General features: G+C 72.2%; 13 protein-coding genes. 7 read left to right on the top strand and 6 right to left on the bottom strand.

Translation table 11 applies throughout. The features are described 5' to 3' along the window. Positions 1-60 precede the first annotated feature (60 nt). Positions 61-1218: a cystathionine gamma-synthase gene (locus tag ACIF80_RS02400; RefSeq protein ID WP_399798343.1), complete on the top strand. Its 1158-nt coding sequence runs from the start codon at positions 61-63 to the stop codon at positions 1216-1218. 163 nt (positions 1219-1381) lie between these two features. Here the strand turns inward: ACIF80_RS02400 and ACIF80_RS02395 are convergent, their stop codons facing one another. After that, positions 1382-1888 carry a MarR family winged helix-turn-helix transcriptional regulator gene (locus tag ACIF80_RS02395; RefSeq protein ID WP_399799389.1) on the bottom strand — a complete coding sequence of 169 codons (507 nt, stop codon included), beginning with the start codon at positions 1886-1888 and terminating at the stop codon, positions 1382-1384. Positions 1889-2050: 162 nt separating this feature from the next. Here ACIF80_RS02395 and ilvA point away from each other — a divergent pair, with 162 nt between their 5' ends. From ilvA to ACIF80_RS02380, 3 genes are all read left to right on the top strand, one after another. Next, positions 2051-3280 (top strand): threonine ammonia-lyase, encoded by a 1230-nt coding sequence (gene ilvA / locus ACIF80_RS02390; RefSeq protein ID WP_399798342.1) that lies wholly within the window; start codon positions 2051-2053, stop codon positions 3278-3280. 179 nt (positions 3281-3459) lie between these two features. Continuing rightward, entirely contained in the window at positions 3460-4500 is a 1041-nt protein-coding gene (locus ACIF80_RS02385; protein WP_399798340.1) for an ATP-binding cassette domain-containing protein, read from the top strand. After that, positions 4497-5342 (top strand): ABC transporter permease, encoded by an 846-nt coding sequence (locus ACIF80_RS02380; protein ID WP_399798337.1) that lies wholly within the window; start codon positions 4497-4499, stop codon positions 5340-5342. The genes ACIF80_RS02385 and ACIF80_RS02380 overlap by 4 nt, the downstream gene beginning before the upstream one ends. Positions 5343-5435: 93 nt before the next feature. Here ACIF80_RS02380 and greA read toward each other — a convergent pair whose 3' ends face one another. Next, entirely contained in the window at positions 5436-5933 is a 498-nt protein-coding gene (greA, locus tag ACIF80_RS02375) for a transcription elongation factor GreA (protein WP_399798335.1), read from the bottom strand. 183 nt (positions 5934-6116) lie between these two features. Beyond that, positions 6117-6515, bottom strand: a complete 399-nt coding sequence (locus tag ACIF80_RS02370; RefSeq protein WP_399798333.1) for a DUF4307 domain-containing protein — start codon at positions 6513-6515, stop codon at positions 6117-6119. A 205-nt stretch (positions 6516-6720) separates the two neighbouring features. Here ACIF80_RS02370 and mca point away from each other — a divergent pair, with 205 nt between their 5' ends. Beyond that, a complete protein-coding gene (gene mca, locus ACIF80_RS02365; RefSeq protein ID WP_399798330.1) occupies positions 6721-7602 on the top strand; it encodes a mycothiol conjugate amidase Mca in 882 nt (293 codons plus the stop codon). Next, the gene (locus ACIF80_RS02360; RefSeq protein ID WP_399798328.1) at positions 7595-7855 is read left to right on the top strand and encodes a hypothetical protein; all 261 of its coding nucleotides are present in this window, start codon (positions 7595-7597) and stop codon (positions 7853-7855) included. The genes mca and ACIF80_RS02360 overlap by 8 nt, the downstream gene beginning before the upstream one ends. 315 nt (positions 7856-8170) lie before the next feature. Here the strand turns inward: ACIF80_RS02360 and ACIF80_RS02355 are convergent, their stop codons facing one another. Then, on the bottom strand, positions 8171-11389 hold the full coding sequence (locus ACIF80_RS02355; protein WP_399798325.1) for a tetratricopeptide repeat protein: 3219 nt from the start codon (positions 11387-11389) through the stop codon (positions 8171-8173). A gap of 256 nt (positions 11390-11645) precedes the next feature. Here ACIF80_RS02355 and ACIF80_RS02350 point away from each other — a divergent pair, with 256 nt between their 5' ends. After that, the gene (locus ACIF80_RS02350) at positions 11646-13742 is read left to right on the top strand and encodes a thioredoxin domain-containing protein (protein ID WP_399798323.1); all 2097 of its coding nucleotides are present in this window, start codon (positions 11646-11648) and stop codon (positions 13740-13742) included. Between the two features lie 135 nt (positions 13743-13877). On the opposite strand, the gene ACIF80_RS02345 is transcribed toward ACIF80_RS02350, so the two are convergent. Next, positions 13878-14609, bottom strand: a complete 732-nt coding sequence (locus tag ACIF80_RS02345) for a Mut7-C RNAse domain-containing protein (RefSeq protein WP_399798321.1) — start codon at positions 14607-14609, stop codon at positions 13878-13880. Between the two features lie 80 nt (positions 14610-14689). Further along, positions 14690-15421: a hemolysin III family protein gene (locus ACIF80_RS02340; RefSeq protein WP_399798319.1), complete on the bottom strand. Its 732-nt coding sequence runs from the start codon at positions 15419-15421 to the stop codon at positions 14690-14692. Positions 15422-15567 lie beyond the last annotated feature (146 nt).

Here is a 15567-nt window from a genome sequence, read left to right as displayed (position 1 = left end):
GGGCCGGTGGGCGACTCGGCTGCCGTCATCGGGGGCGTGGGCGGACTACCCTCGGTGCACATGAGCGACAGGCACATCAGTCAGCACTTCGAGACGCTCGCGATTCACGCGGGCAACACGGCCGACCCCCTCACCGGCGCGGTCGTGCCGCCGATCTACCAGGTGTCCACGTACAAGCAGGACGGCGTCGGCGGTCTGCGCGGCGGCTACGAGTACAGCCGCAGCGCCAACCCGACCAGGACCGCGCTGGAGGAGAACCTCGCCGCCCTGGAGGGCGGCCGCCGCGGCCTCGCGTTCGCGTCCGGGCTGGCGGCCGAGGACTGCCTGCTGCGTACGCTGCTCAGCCCCGGCGACCACGTGGTGATCCCGAACGACGCGTACGGCGGCACGTTCCGCCTGTTCGCCAAGGTCGTCGCCCGCTGGGGCGTGGAGTGGTCGGTGGCCGACACCAGCGACCCGGCCGCCGTCCGGGCCGCGATCACCCCGAAGACCAAGGCGGTGTGGGTGGAGACCCCCTCCAACCCGCTGCTCGGCATCACCGACATCGCCGCCGTCGCCCAGGTCGCCCGGGACGCCGGCGCCCGCCTCGTCGTCGACAACACCTTCGCCACCCCGTACCTCCAGCAGCCGCTCGCGCTCGGCGCGGACGTCGTCGTGCACTCCCTGACCAAGTACATGGGCGGCCACTCGGACGTCGTCGGCGGCGCCCTGGTCACCGACGACGCGGAGCTCGGCGAGGAGCTGGCCTACCACCAGAACGCGATGGGCGCGGTCGCCGGGCCGTTCGACTCCTGGCTGGTGCTGCGCGGTACCAAGACGCTCTCCGTGCGCATGGACCGGCACAGTGAGAACGCCACCAGGGTCGCCGACATGCTCAGCCGGCACGCGCGCGTGACGAGCGTCCTCTACCCGGGGCTGCCCGAGCACCCCGGCCACGAGGTCGCCGCCAAGCAGATGCGGTCCTTCGGCGGCATGATCTCCTTCCGCGTGGAGGGCGGCGAGGAAGCGGCCGTCGAGGTCTGCAACCGGGCCAAGGTCTTCACGCTCGGCGAGTCCCTGGGCGGTGTCGAGTCGCTGATCGAGCACCCCGGACGCATGACGCACGCGTCCGTCGTGGGCTCCGCCCTCGAGGTCCCCGCCGACCTGGTCCGCCTCTCCGTCGGCATCGAGAACATCGACGACCTGCTCGAGGACCTCCAGCAGGCGCTCGCCCGTTAGGACGGGCCCCCGGGGCCGTCGGAACCCGTACGCACGGGGCGGAGCCGCGCCCGACGGCGGCTCCGCCCCGAAGGCGCGCGCCCGCGCCCGGCCGGGTACGGCTCGGAGGGCCGTACCCGGCCGGGCGCGGGGGAAAGTGGCGTACAGGCGTACCCGGCCTGGCTCAGGAGGCGGACTGCTCCTCCTGCCCCGGTGCGTCCGGTGCCGACATCCGCGCGGACAGGGCGCCGTTGAAGCGCGTGAGGAGCGCGCAGAACGCCTCACGCTCCTCCTGCTCCCAGTCCTGTGTCAGCTCGGCCATCAACTGGCGCCGTGAGGAACGGACTTCCTCCAGGCGTGAGTGCCCGCGCGGAGACAGCTGGAGCACCACCGCCCGGCCGTCCTCGGGGTGCGAGGTGCGTTTCACCAGACCGGTGTCGACCAGCGGGGCCACCTGACGGGTGACTGTCGACGAGTCGATGCCCATGCTCGCGGCGAGCGCCTTGACCCCCATCGGGCCTTCGTTGTCGAGGCGGTTGAGCAGCAGATAGGCGGCGCGGTCCATGAAGTTGCGCACCTGGCCGACGCCGCCGAGCCGGGTCTGTTCGGCGCGGCGGGCGAACAGTGCGACCTCGTGCTGCAGCGTGTCGAGGAGGCCGGTGTCACCGACGGTCGTCGTGTCCATCGACATGTCAGGTGTTGTGGGCATGGCCGGAGGCTCACTTCGTGAAGGGCTGCTAATTGGGGGACAGGGTACGCGGCTGGAGGGCGGGCCGTACCGGCGCTGCGCAAAGCCGGGTCCGCCCGCTGGTCACGGCGCACGCCCGCTGCCGTGAACTGCGATGCTGGAGTCATGAGCCACGGCACGGCTGACTCCTTGCGCACCGTCACCCTCGACGATGTGCGCGGTGCCCGGAAGATGCTCCAGGGTGTCGCGCGGGTGACCGCGATGGAGAGCAGCAGACACCTGTCCCGCACGGTGGGCACCCCGGTGCGCCTGAAGTGCGAGAACCTCCAGCGCACGGGTTCGTTCAAGCTGCGCGGCGCGTACGTCCGGATCGCCGGTCTGCTGCCGGAGCAGCGCGCCGCCGGTGTCGTCGCCGCGAGCGCCGGGAACCACGCGCAGGGCGTGGCGCTCGCGTCCTCGCTCCTCGGGGTGGGCTCGACGGTGTTCATGCCGAAGGGCGCCCCGCTGCCGAAGATCAGTGCCACCCGGGAGTACGGCGCCGAGGTGCGCCTGCACGGCCAGGTGGTCGACGAGGCACTGGCCGCGGCGGAGGAGTACGCGGCCGGGACGGGCGCCGTGCTCATCCATCCCTTCGACCACCCCGACATCATCGCGGGGCAGGGCACCGTGGGCCTGGAGATCCTGGAGCAGTGCCCGGAGGTGCGCACGATCGTCGTCGGTGTCGGCGGCGGCGGGCTGGCCGCCGGGATCGCGGTCGCGGTGAAGGCGCTGCGGCCGGACGTACGGATCATCGGGGTGCAGGCGGAGGGGGCGGCCGCGTATCCGCTCTCGCTGGCGGCCGGGTATCCGGTGTCGGTGCGCAACCCGGCGACGATGGCCGACGGCATCAAGGTGGGACGGCCCGGCGACGTGCCGTTCGGGATCGTCGGCGAGCTGGTGGACGAGGTCCGCACCGTCACCGAGGGCGAGCTGTCGGCCGCGCTGCTGCTGTGCCTGGAGCGGGCCAAGCTGGTCGTGGAGCCGGCCGGGGCGAGCCCGGTCGCGGCGCTGCTGAGCCGTCCCGACTCCTTCGAGGGGCCGGTCGTCGCGGTGCTGTCCGGCGGCAACGTCGACCCGGTGCTGATGGAGCGGGTGCTGCGGCACGGGATGGCGGCGCAGGGCCGCTACCTGGCCGTACGGCTGCGTCTGACGGACCGGCCGGGCGCCCTCGCGACGCTTCTCGGGGCATTGTCAGTGGCCGACGCTAATGTCCTCGACGTGAGCCACGTACGGACCGACCCCCGGCTCGGGCTCACGGAGGTGGAGGTCGAAGTGCACCTCGAGACGAAGGGCCCGGAGCACCGCGCCGAGGTCAACCAGATCCTGCACGACGCGGGCTACACGATCATCGACTGACCCCACGGTCACCCTTCGTCACTCGTTCGTGTCAATGCGTTGAGAGACGCGATACATCGCGTTATGGTGTGTGTCGCGGACCCCGCCCCGGTGCGGCGGGGTGCTCGGGCGCGACAAGGCAAGGCACAGCGCGCATTCCCAGGCTTCTCAGAAGAATCCCCGATGACGTGGAGACTCATATGCCAGGCGCCATCCATGCCGAAGGTCTGGTGAAGACCTTCGGCGACGTAAAGGCACTGGACGGCGTCGACCTCGATGTTCCCGAGGGCACCGTCCTGGGCCTGCTCGGGCCGAACGGCGCGGGCAAGACCACCTCCGTCCGCTGCCTGACCACCCTGCTGCGGCCCGACCGCGGAAAGGCGGTGGTCGCCGGTATCGACGTGCTCAAGCACCCTGACGCCGTGCGCCGCTCCATCGGCCTGTCCGGCCAGTTCGCGGCGGTCGACGAGTATCTGACCGGCCGCGAGAACCTGCAGATGGTCGGGCAGCTCTACCAGATGAGGGCCAAGGCGGCGAAGGCGCGCGCGGACGAACTGCTGGAGCAGTTCCACCTCGCGGACGCCGCCGACCGCACCGCGAAGACCTACTCCGGCGGTATGCGCCGACGGCTCGACCTCGCGGCGGCCCTCGTCGTCTCACCGCCCGTGATGTTCATGGACGAGCCGACCACCGGCCTCGACCCGCGCAACCGCCAGCAGTTGTGGGACGTGATCAAACAACTCGTCTCCGGCGGTACGACGCTGCTGCTGACCACCCAGTACCTGGAGGAGGCCGACCACCTCGCGCACGACATCGCGGTGGTCGACCAGGGCCGGGTCATCGCCCAGGGCACCTCCGACCAGCTCAAGGCCCGCACCGGCGGAGAGCGCGTCGAGGTCGTGGTGCACGAGCGGGAGCACATCCAGGCCGCCTCCGCCCTCCTGGACAGGTTCAGCCTGCGCGGCCCGGACCAGGGCGGCACCAAGGTCGAGGAACACATGCGCAAGATCACCACGCCGGTCTCCGGCGGCGCGAAGCTCCTGGCCGAGATCATCCGTGAACTCGACGTCCGCGGCATCGAGATCGACGACATCGGTCTGCGCCGCCCGACCCTCGACGACGTCTTCCTCTCCCTCACCGGCCACGTCGCGGAGGCCGAGGGGGAGGACGGCGAACGACCCGGCGCCGGACGGGGTGGCACCGGACAGGAAGACCCTCACGGGAAGGAGACCGTCAAGTGAGCGCCGTCACCGACGCCGTGCGGATCGCGGCACCCGGCAACCCCATCGGCCAGTCGATCAGGGACTCCCTGATCGTCGCCAAGCGCAACCTGATCCGGATGGCCCGGATCCCCGAAGTGGTCATCTTCGGGATCGTCCAGCCGATCATGTTCGTGGTGCTGTTCTCCTACGTGTTCGGCGGGTCCATGAACATCGGGGGCACCACGAGCCCGCAGGTCTACCGCGAGTTCCTGATGGCCGGCATCTTCGCCCAGACCGTCACCTTCGCCACCGCCGGAGCCGGTGCGGGCATCGCCGAGGACATGCACAAGGGGCTCATCGACCGCTTCCGCTCCCTGCCCATGGCCCGCGGCGCGGTGCTCACCGGCCGCACCCTCGCCGACCTGGTGCAGACGGCGCTCACCCTGCTGGTGCTCGCCGTGGTCGCCCTGCTGGTCGGCTGGCGCACCCACACCAGCGCCGGCGAGGTGCTCGCCGCCTTCGGGCTGCTGCTGCTCACCGGATACGCGTTCACCTGGATCGGCGCGGTCATCGGCCTGTCGGTCCGCACCCCGGAGGCGGCCACCTCCGGCGGCCTGGTGTGGCTCTTCCCGGTCACCTTCGTGTCGAACGCGTTCGTGGACACCGGCCAGATGACCCCCTGGCTGCGGCACATCGCGGAGTGGAACCCGTTCAGTGCCACCGTCCAGGCCTGCAGGGAGCTCTTCGGCAACCCCGGAGTCTCCACCTCGGACGCCTGGCCCATGCAGCACCCGGTGTGGGCCTCGCTGATCTGGTCGGTCCTGATCATCCTCGTCTTCAGGACGCTCGCCGTACGCAAGTACCGTTCGGCGACGGCATGACGAAGCCCCTGGCAGCCTCCCCGAGGGAGGGCCGCCGGGGGCCCGGTCGTGGTGGATTCGCGGGTGCGAAATCGCAGGAGGAGCCGGCCGGAGTCAGTCCTTGTACGGCTCGGCCTTGAGGATCTTCACCGAGGCCTTCTTGCCGTTCGGCAGCTCGTATTCCGCTTCTTCGCCGACCTGGTGGCCGTTCACTCCGGCACCCAGCGGGGACTGCGGTGAGTACGTTTCGATGTCCGAACTCGCGTATTCACGCGAGGCGAGGAGGAAGGTCAGTGTGTCGTCCTCGTCGCCGTCGAAGGCGATCGTGACGACCATGCCGGGCGCCACCGAACCGTCGGCCGCCAGCGCCTCACCGACCTTGGCGTTCTCGAGGAGCTGGGTGAGCTGCCGCACGCGGAGCTCCTGCTTGCCCTGCTCCTCCTTGGCCGCGTGGTACCCGCCGTTCTCCCGCAGGTCGCCCTCCTCGCGCGCGGCGGCGATCTTCGCGGAGATCTCCGTACGCGCGGGACCAGTAAGGTACTCAAGCTCGTCCTTGAGCTTGTTGTACGCCTCCTGGGTCAGCCAGGTGACGTTCTCGCTGGTCTGGGTCACTGGTGCTCCTCGTAGGTACGTGGGAATACAAAGCATCGCCCTCCCTGAAGGATGTTCCTCCACGGATGGGCGAAACCACGAGCCTAACAATTCAGCGACGGAAGGGGGAGGACATAAGCCACCAGAATCATGTTTCCGCAGGTCGTCGGGGATGCAATTCCCGCAGGACCGGTCGGGTCGGACTCAGTCGGCGTGGCACCCGAGGAGTTCGGCCGAGGTGCCCGGAGAGGTCGTGCGGAGCGTGACGACCTTGTCGATGCGGGTGTCCTCGCCGCCGAAGCGGAAGTCGGCGCGGCCCACCTCGGCGCCGTCCGCGGCCTGGGACCGCACCGTGCAGTAGCCCTCGACCCCGGCGTCCTTGTGGACCTCCAGGCGCACCTTCACCGCGGTCTTCGAGGTGTCGAAACCGATCAGCTCGCCGCTGATCTCGTTCTTGACGACGTAGTGGTAGCCGAACCAGCCGAACAGGGCGAGCATGACCACGGCCAGGACCGCGCCGACGATCTTGAGGGTGCGGTCCGCGCGTTCGTCCGAAGAGCGGCCGTAACGGCCCTCGGGCGGTCGCGTGCTCGCCGTGCTCATGATCGTCTCCTCGGCAGGAACGGGACGGGTGCCCCCGGGGAGGCCCGGAACGGGGCTCCCGGAATTATTCATCCCCGGCTTCGGTCACTATAGAAGCCTTCCGTCCACCGCCCGCCCGCCACCCCACCGCGACGTCCCACGGGACGGCCGCCGGCGGGAGCGCGTGCCGGGTGCGCGGGGCGCCTACCGACTTGAGGAATGAGTCTTGACTGACCAGCTGCGACTGATGGCCGTGCACGCCCACCCCGACGACGAGTCGAGCAAGGGCGCGGCCACCATGGCGAAGTACGTGTCCGAGGGGGTGGACGTGCTGGTCGTGACCTGCACGGGCGGGGAGCGCGGCTCCATCCTCAACCCCAGACTGCAGGGTGATCCGTACGTCGAGGAGAACATCCACGAGGTGCGCAGGAAGGAGATGGACGAGGCCCGGGAGATCCTCGGGGTGAAGCAGGAATGGCTCGGCTTCGTCGACTCCGGTCTGCCCGAGGGCGACCCGCTGCCCCCGCTGCCCGAGGGCTGCTTCGCCCTGGAGGACGTGGACAAGGCGGCCGGGGAACTGGTGCGGAAGATCCGCGCGTTCCGTCCCCAGGTGATCACCACCTACGACGAGAACGGCGGCTACCCGCACCCCGACCACATCATGACCCACAAGATCACGATGGTGGCGTTCGAGGGCGCGACGGACGCCGGGAAGTACCCGGAGGACGAGTTCGGCCCGGCCTTCCAGCCGCTGAAGCTCTATTACAACCAGGGTTTCAACCGCCCCCGCACCGAGACGCTGCACCAGGCGCTGCTGGACCGGGGCCTGGAGTCGCCGTACGGGGACTGGCTCAAGCGCTGGTCGGAGTCCGGGCACAAGGAGCGCACGCTCACCACGCACATTCCGTGCGCGGACTTCTTCGAGATCCGTGACAAGGCCCTGATCGCGCACGCCACGCAGATCGACCCCGACGGGGGCTGGTTCCGGATCCCGATGGAGATCCAGAGGGAGGTCTGGCCCACCGAGGAGTACGAGCTGGCGAAGTCCCTCGTGGATACCTCCCTCCCCGAGGACGACCTCTTCGCGGGCATCCGCGACAATGCCTGATATGAGCGCAAGCGCAAACCTGGCAATGAGCCACCTGGTCACCCTCGCCGAGCTCGACGAGGACAAGGTCACCCCCGGTGTCCTCGGCTTCATCGTGTTCGCGGTGATGGCCCTGGCGGTCTGGGGCCTGATGAAGTCGATGAACCGGCACATGAACCGGGTGGACTTCGCCGAGCCCGGGGCCCGGGCGGCGGAATCCGAGAACGCCGGGCAGCCGGCCGCGGAGGCGGCAGGGAAGAAGAAGCAGGGCTGACCCGCGCAGCCTTTCGACGGCCCCGGAAGGCTGCGCGGCAGCACACCACGCGGCAGCACACGGCGGGGCGGTACACCACGCGGCAGCACACGGCGGGGCGGTACACCACGCGGCAGCAACTGCGGGGCGGTACACCACGCGGCAGCACACGGCGGGGCGGTACACCACGCGGCAGCAACTGCGGGGCGGTACACCACGCGGCAGCAACTGCGGGGTGGTGCACCGCAGGATGGCCCATGTCACAGGGTGGCCCGTGTCACAGCGGCGCCCGTCCGGTCGCGCGTGCCGGCCACGAGGTCCTGGGGCACGCCGGCGTCACCCCACCGGGCCGCCCCGCGTCTGCGACCCCATGGGCACCCCCATCACCTCGCGTGCGTGGCGGCTGGGGACCATGCCCAGGCGCCAGGCCTGCCAGCCCGCCTCCAGGCTCGCCCCCCGTTCCAGCAGCAGCTGGTAGGCGTCCACGTAGTCGCCCAGCTTCTCGTCGCGGGCGGCGTGTGCGGTCCGGCCGAGCTGGGCCAGCTCCTCCTGGGCCACCGCCGTACCGACCTCCGTACCGCCGGGGGCCGCGTACGGGAGCAGGGTGCAGCGCAGGAACCGGGCCCAGTCCTCGCCGCGCCGGTCCCCGTAGGACGCGAACAGTGCCGCCGCCTCGTCGCACAGGGCCAGCGCCTGCTGGGTGCGGGCGTTGCCCGCGTCGACGACCGCCAGCTCCAGGCAGGTCCACGCCTCGCCGTGGGCCACCCCGATGCGCTGGAAGTCCGCGCGGGCGTCGACCAGCAGCTGACGGGCGAAGCCGGAGTTGCGCAGCGAACCGGTCTGCGCGGCCCGCTGGTCGCGGGTGACGCGGGCCGAGTGGTGCCGGGCGCAGGCCAGCCCGTACACGTCCCGCATCCGGGAGAACATGGTGCGGGACCGCTCCAGTTCGCGCACCGCCCGGTCCAGGTCGCCGGTCTCCTCCAGTGCCTGGCCCAGGTAGTACAGCGTCCACGCCTCCCCGCGCGCGTCCTCGTTGTCCCGGTGCCGGGCGGCGGCCCGCCGCAGGTCCTCCACGGCCGGTGAGGCGTCCCCCTCGAGCAGCCGGGCGCGGGCCAGCTGGGTCAGCGCCCACGCCTCGCCGCGGGCGTCGCGGGTACGGCCGTACAGCTCGAGCGCGGTGCGCAGCTCCGTCTCCGCGCGGGGGACGTCGCCCATCCGCAGGTTCAGCTGTCCGAGCTGGAAGTGCGCCCACGCCTGGCCGTGCACGGACTCGCCCGCGCGGTGCAGCACCAGCGACTCGGTGAGCAGGTCCAGGGCCTCGGACAGCCGGGCCCGGTCGCGTTCCACCGCGGCCAGCGCGTGCATCGTCCACGCCCGGTCGGTGGCCAGCTGGGGTGCGGACTGCAGGTCCATCGCCTCCCGCAGCCGCGCCGAGGCCTCCGTCAGATTGCCCTGGTGGTGCAGCGTGATGCCCAGCGAGGTCAGGGCCCGCGCGGCCCCCGCGTCGTGATGCGCCTCCCGGTACAGGTCGACCACCGAGGTCAGGGTCGTCCGGGCCTTGTCCAGCTCGCCCAGCTGACGGGCCGCGATACCGGTGCGCCACTGCACCGAACGCACCAGCAGCCCTTCGTCCACGGCCTGCGCCAGCTCGCTGATCTCCCCGAGCCGGTACAGGTCGCCGCGCAGCAGGCAGTAGTCGCACAGGGCGCCGAGGAGGTTCAGCACCGCCCTCCGGTCGACGCCCTCCGCGTGCCGCAGTGCCGCCGTGATGAAGCTCGACTCGTCGTCCAGCCAGCGCAGTGCCTCGTCCAGCGACGTGAAGCCGTACGGGCCGAAGCGGTCCGAACGGGTCGACATGTTCCCGTCGACCAGCCGCAGCACCGAGTCGGCCAGCTCGGCGTAGTTCACGATCAGCCGTTCCTGCGCCGCCGCCCGCTCGGCCGGGTCCTCCTCGTCGAGGAGACGGGCCAGCGCGAAGGCGCGGACGAGGTCGTGCAGCCGGTAGCGGCCCTGCCGCACCGGGGTGATCAGACCGGCCCGGGACAGCGCCTCCAGATGCCGCCGCGCCTCGGCCTCGTCGGTGCCGAGCACCGCGGCCGCCGCGGCCGCGCCCAGCGAGACCCGGCCCGCCAGCGCCAGCCGCCGCAGCAGCCGCCGCAGCGTCTGAGGCTGGTCGGTGTAGCGCAGCCACAGGGCGCGCTCGACCGGGTCGACCGGGCCGTAGGCGCTCAGGTCCGAGGCCAGCGCGCGCGGCGAGCGCGTACCCAGCGAGGAACCGGCGATCCGCAGCGCCAGCGGCAGTCCGCCGCACAGCTCCCGGATCCGGTCGGCGGACTCGGCGTCGTAGGGCTCGGACGAGTCCTGCGCGGCGGCGGCCAGGAGCTCCTCCGAGCCCGCCGGGTCGAGCGCCTCCACCGGCAACTGGTGGACCCGGGCCGGCAGGTCGTCCGGCAGGCCGAGCGGTGCCCGGGAGGTCACCAGGACCAGGCTGTCGGAGCGCTCCGGCAGCAGGGTGCGGACCTGCTGCGGGTCCGCGGCGTCGTCGAGGACGACCGTCACCGGCATGCCCGTCACATGCTGGTGGTACAGCTCGCTCAGCCGTCTGACCTGCTGGTCGGGCGAGGACCGCTCACGGAACAGCAGCTGCTCGCGGGGCGCCCCCAGCCGGTTCAGCAGATGCAGCAGCGCGTCCCGGGTGGGCAGCGGCGCCTCGCCGGGGCTGTCGGCGCGCAGATCGACCACGCAGGCGCCGCGGAAGTAGTCCTTCAGGTCGTGCGTGGCGCGCACCGCGAGCGTGGTCCGGCCGCTGCCGGGCGCCCCGTGCAGCACCACCACCGTCGGCAGCGTCTGCGGGGTCGCCCGTGCGGCCTGCACCCACTGCCGGATCTGCGCCATCTCCCGCCGCCGCCCCGCGAACGTCCCCACCGGCTCGGGCAGTTGCCCGAACGACTGCTCGAGGACACTGCGCCCGCGGGCCGCCGCGCTCTTGTCGGCGCCGCGCAGCCGCGGTCCCGTCTGCTGGGGTCCGGTGGACGCGGTGAGCATCCGCTGCTGGTCCAGGAACGGGCGGATGCCGCGCACCTCCAGCGCCGTCAGCCACTGCAGTCGCAGCTGCTCCGGCCGGCCCGGCTGGCTCGCCGCGCCGGCCCGGTGGTGGGCGGCGGGCACATGCGCGCCCACGACCTTCACCACGGTCGCCGCCGCCCCGGCCACCCCGACGGCCACACCCGCGCCGAGCGCCGTCCCGGTCCCGGTGCCGAGGAAGAGGTCGGTGACCACGGCGGTCGCCCCGGCCACCCCGGCCACGAGCAACGGCGTCCCGGCGCCCTCACGGGCGTACCGCTGGCGGAAGGTGAGCTGCCCGGCCGCCGCGTCGTCCAGGGCACGGGTGTACGCCTCGTACTCCTCGGCCGCCGTCCGGGCCATCGCGTCCAGGGCGCCGCGTGCCCGGGACAGCAGCACCTTTCCGTCGGTGCGCCCGCCCGACCGGCGCACCTCTTCCTCCACAGCCCGTGCCAACAGCCGCTCGGCGTCCGCACGATGACTGTCCCGCATGTCACGCCCCCTCCGGCGGCCTCGGTCGCACCCGGTGTGCCCAGGTGTCCTCGGGTCCCTCCCGTCCCCTCCCCGAGAGCCCCTCCGGTTATGCGTGGGCCGGGTGTCCTGTACACGCCATATCTCGGGGAAGAGGGGGCGAGGCGCCGCCCGAGGAGACGCCAGGGCGGAGGCCCGGGCGGACATCCGGGTAACGGGCAGCGGCCGGGCGCATGGGCACAGTGGTGTCGTGCCGGTACTGGGGCAGGATGGACTCATGCCGAACCGACTGGCCCACGAGACGTCCCCCTACCTCCTTCAGCACGCCGACAACCCCGTCGACTGGTGGCCCTGGTCGGACGAGGCCTTCGCCGAGGCGCGCGAGCGGAACGTGCCCGTCCTGCTGAGCGTCGGGTACGCGAGCTGCCACTGGTGCCATGTGATGGCCCACGAGTCGTTCGAGGACCAGGCCACCGCCGACTATCTGAACGCGCACTTCGTGAACGTCAAGGTGGACCGCGAGGAGCGCCCCGACGTGGACGCCGTCTACATGGAGGCCGTGCAGGCGGCGACCGGGCAGGGCGGCTGGCCGATGACCGTGTTCCTCACCCCGGACGCCGAGCCGTTCTACTTCGGCACCTACTTCCCGCCCGAGCCCCGCCAGGGCATGCCGTCCTTCCGGCAGCTGCTCCAGGGCGTGCACCAGGCCTGGGACGAGCGCCGGGACGAGGTCGCCGAGGTCGCCGGGAAGATCGTGCGGGACCTGGCCGGACGGGAGATCTCCTACGGTGACGCGCAGCTGCCCGGCGACGCGCAGCAGTCGCAGGCACTGCTCGGCCTGACCAGGGAGTACGACCCGCAGCGCGGCGGATTCGGCGGGGCGCCGAAGTTCCCGCCGTCCATGGTGATCGAGTTCCTGCTCAGGCACCACGCCCGCACCGGCGCCGAGGGCGCCCTGCAGATGGCGCGGGACACCGCCGAGCGGATGGCCCGCGGCGGGATCTACGACCAGCTCGGCGGCGGCTTCGCCCGCTACTCCGTCGACCGGGACTGGGTGGTTCCGCACTTCGAGAAGATGCTCTACGACAACGCCCTGCTGTGCCGCGTCTACGCCCACCTCTGGCGGTCCACCGGGTCGGAGCTCGCGCGCCGGGTCGCACTGGAGACCGCCGACTTCATGGTCCGCGAACTGCGTACGCCGGAGGGCGGGTTCGCGTCCGCGCTCGACGCCGACAGCGAAGAGGTGGTGGTGCCCGAAGGGCGTCCCCAGAAGGGCGGTGGCGGGCGACGGGAGGGCGGGACGGGGCGGCACGTCGAGGGGGCGTACTACGTCTGGACGCCCGCGCAGGTGCGGGAGGTGCTCGGCGAGCAGGACGCCGAACTCGCCATGCGGTACTTCGGGATGACCGAGGAGGGCACCTTCGAGGAAGGCGCTTCCGTCCTCCAGCTGCCCCAGCAGGACGAGGTGTTCGACGCCGGCCGGATCGCCGGCCCCGGCGGGATCAAGGAGCGGCTGCTCGCGGCGCGCGGCGCCCGTCCCGCTCCCGGCCGGGACGACAAGGTCGTCGCCGCCTGGAACGGACTGGCCATCGCCGCGCTCGCCGAGACCGGTGCCTACTTCGACCGGCCGGACCTGACCGAGGCCGCCGTCGCCGCCGCCGACCTGCTGGTCCGGGTGCACCTCGACGACCACGCCCGGATCGCCCGGACCAGCAAGGACGGCCGTGTCGGCGCCAATGCCGGCGTCCTGGAGGACTACGCCGACGTCGCCGAGGGCTTCCTCGCGCTGGCCTCGGTGACGGGGGAAGGGGTGTGGCTGGAATTCGCCGGGCTGCTGCTCGGCCATGTGCTGGCCCGCTTCACCGACCCCGAGTCGGGCGCCCTGTACGACACGGCGTCCGACGCCGAGCGGCTCATCCGGCGCCCGCAGGACCCGACGGACAACGCCGTCCCGTCCGGCTGGACGGCCGCCGCGGGGGCGCTGCTGGGGTACGCGGCGCAGACCGGTTCCACGGCCCACCGCACCGCCGCGGAAAGGGCGTTGGGCGTGGTGAAGGCGCTCGGCCCGCGGGTGCCGCGGTTCGTCGGCTGGGGGCTCGCGGTCGCCGAGGCGGCGCTGGACGGCCCGCGGGAGGTCGCGGTGGTCGGCCCGGCACTCGACGACCCGGCCACCACGGCCCTGCACCGTACGGCACTTCTGGGCACCGCCCCGGGCACGGTGGTCGCCGTCGGGACGCCGGAGAGCGACGAGTTCCCACTGCTGGCCGACCGGCCCCTGGTGGGCGGTGAACCGGCCGCGTACGTCTGCCGCAACTTCACCTGTGACATGCCGACGACCGATCCCGATCGGTTGAGCGCGGCCCTGGGCGGCTGAGACGGCGGCCGGGCGCGACCCGCTGCGGCTGGACCGGAACCGCGACGGCGCCGCCTGCGGCAAGGGCGGCGTCCGGCGCGGCTGAGGACGGGCCGCACGAAGCCGGACGGCGAACCGCCGAACGGGCCGGGCCGCTCAGCTCCCCTGGGCGGCCCGGCCCAGCGCGCGTTCCACGATCGCCTCCAGCTGGTCGTGGTGCGCGCCCCGCCAGTAGGCGCGGCCGCAGTCGGCGCACTGCGCGAACACGTCGTACGAGCGGTGCGTGCCGCTCTTCAGCTGGTCGGCGACCTCGTCCTTGGTGGCGGCGCGGAGCAGCCCGTTGCAGGCGGTGCAGCGGGTCCAGGGGCGCAGCTCGGGCCGGAACCGGTCCAGGACGTACGGGAGCTGCTCGTCGGGCCCGGTGCTGTAGACGAACGCGCCGGCCCACAGTTCCCGGCGGCGCAGCAGCCCGCGGTCGCGACTGAGCATCACCCGCTTCTCGGACGCGGACCGGGCGGCCAGGGCGGGATCGCCGATGTCCGTCGACTCGTACGCCGTGTCCACGCCCAGCAGCCGCAGCCGGCGGGCCAGTGTGCCGAGGTGGACGTCGAGGAGGAAGCGGAGCGGGGCGCCGGGTACGCGCTGGGGGCGGGCGACGGGGCGGACGGTGACCGATTCGCCCGCGGCCGGGAGGTGCGAGGCGGGCACCTCGTGGCCGTCCACGAGCAGTGCGCCGACCTCGGTCAGCGGCACGCCGAGGGACTCGACGACGTGACCGAGGCTGGAGACGCCGTCGGCCGGGGCCGTCGTGGCGCCGGTGGTGCGTGCCCGGGGGACGAAGACGAGCAGTTCGGGGGCGAACTCGACGTGGATCTCGGGACCGTTCACCGGGCCAGGATGTCATGTGCGCGGCCCGTGACCCCGGGATTTCCGGGCGCTCCGGGCCGGTGGCCCGGGGCGCCCCTCGGCTATCCGTGCTGGGAGGCCACCAGGAAGATGCCCACGTAGTGGGCGATGAAGGCGGCCAGGGTCAAGGAGTGGAAGACCTCGTGGAAGCCGAACCAGCGCGGTGACGGATTGGGCTTCTGGAGGCCGTAGATCACCCCGCCCGCGCTGTAGAGCAACCCGCCCACGATCACCAGGACCAGGACGGCGATGCCGCCGGTGCGCATGAAGTCGGGGAGGTAGAAGACGGCGGCCCAGCCCATCGCGATGTAGCAGGGGGTGTAGAGCCAGCGCGGGGCGCCCACCCAGAACACCCGGAAGGCGATCCCGGCGAGGGCGGCCGCCCAGATGCCCCACAGCAGCCACTGGCCCTTGGCCTCCGGCAGGAGCAGCAGGGTGAGCGGCGTGTAGGTGCCGGCGATGATCAGGAAGATGTTGGCGTGATCGAGGCGGCGGAGCACTCCGTCCATGCGCGGGCTCCAGTCGCCCCGGTGGTACAGGGCACTCACGCCGAACAGCAGGCAGGCCGTCAGCGCGAAGACCGCGCAGGCGAAGCGGCCCCGGGGCGAGTCGGCGAGGGCGACGAGCACCAGTCCGGCGACCAGGGCGGCGGGGAACATGCCCAGGTGCAGCCAGCCGCGGAGCTTGGGCTTGACCGGATGGGGGAGGGAGAGCGGGACCGGGCCGCGGCCTTCGGCCGGCTGTCCTGTGGGTGCATCAGGCGCGTCGGGGGCGTCGGGGGCGAACGCTGTCATAGCCGCCATCGTACCTACGGAACCGTAAGTTACGGGTCGGTGCACCGGGATCGATCTTGCCGGAGTGGCCATCTTCTCACGTGACGTACTCGCCGGTACGCCCCATGGCGCATCCCGGGCCGGCGGAGAGGTCGCGCAGGGAAGCC

It is taken from the genome of Streptomyces sp. NPDC085927, assembly GCF_044540975.1.
Lineage (GTDB): Bacteria > Actinomycetota > Actinomycetes > Streptomycetales > Streptomycetaceae > Streptomyces > Streptomyces hirsutus.
This window is presented reverse-complemented; position numbering and strand designations above follow the sequence as displayed.

Bases quoted from the DNA above. Each gene is read 5' to 3' on its own strand.
- ACIF80_RS02400 (WP_399798343.1), top strand. From the start codon at position 61: ATGAGCGACAGGCACATCAGTCAGCACTTCGAGACGCTCGCGATTCAC.
- ACIF80_RS02395 (WP_399799389.1), bottom strand. From the start codon at position 1,888: ATGTCGATGGACACGACGACCGTCGGTGACACCGGCCTCCTCGACACG.
- ilvA (WP_399798342.1), top strand. From the start codon at position 2,051: ATGAGCCACGGCACGGCTGACTCCTTGCGCACCGTCACCCTCGACGAT.
- ACIF80_RS02385 (WP_399798340.1), top strand. From the start codon at position 3,460: ATGCCAGGCGCCATCCATGCCGAAGGTCTGGTGAAGACCTTCGGCGAC.
- ACIF80_RS02370 (WP_399798333.1), bottom strand. From the start codon at position 6,515: ATGAGCACGGCGAGCACGCGACCGCCCGAGGGCCGTTACGGCCGCTCT.
- ACIF80_RS02360 (WP_399798328.1), top strand. From the start codon at position 7,595: ATGCCTGATATGAGCGCAAGCGCAAACCTGGCAATGAGCCACCTGGTC.
- ACIF80_RS02355 (WP_399798325.1), bottom strand. From the start codon at position 11,389: ATGCGGGACAGTCATCGTGCGGACGCCGAGCGGCTGTTGGCACGGGCT.
- ACIF80_RS02350 (WP_399798323.1), top strand. From the start codon at position 11,646: ATGCCGAACCGACTGGCCCACGAGACGTCCCCCTACCTCCTTCAGCAC.
- ACIF80_RS02340 (WP_399798319.1), bottom strand. From the start codon at position 15,421: ATGACAGCGTTCGCCCCCGACGCCCCCGACGCGCCTGATGCACCCACA.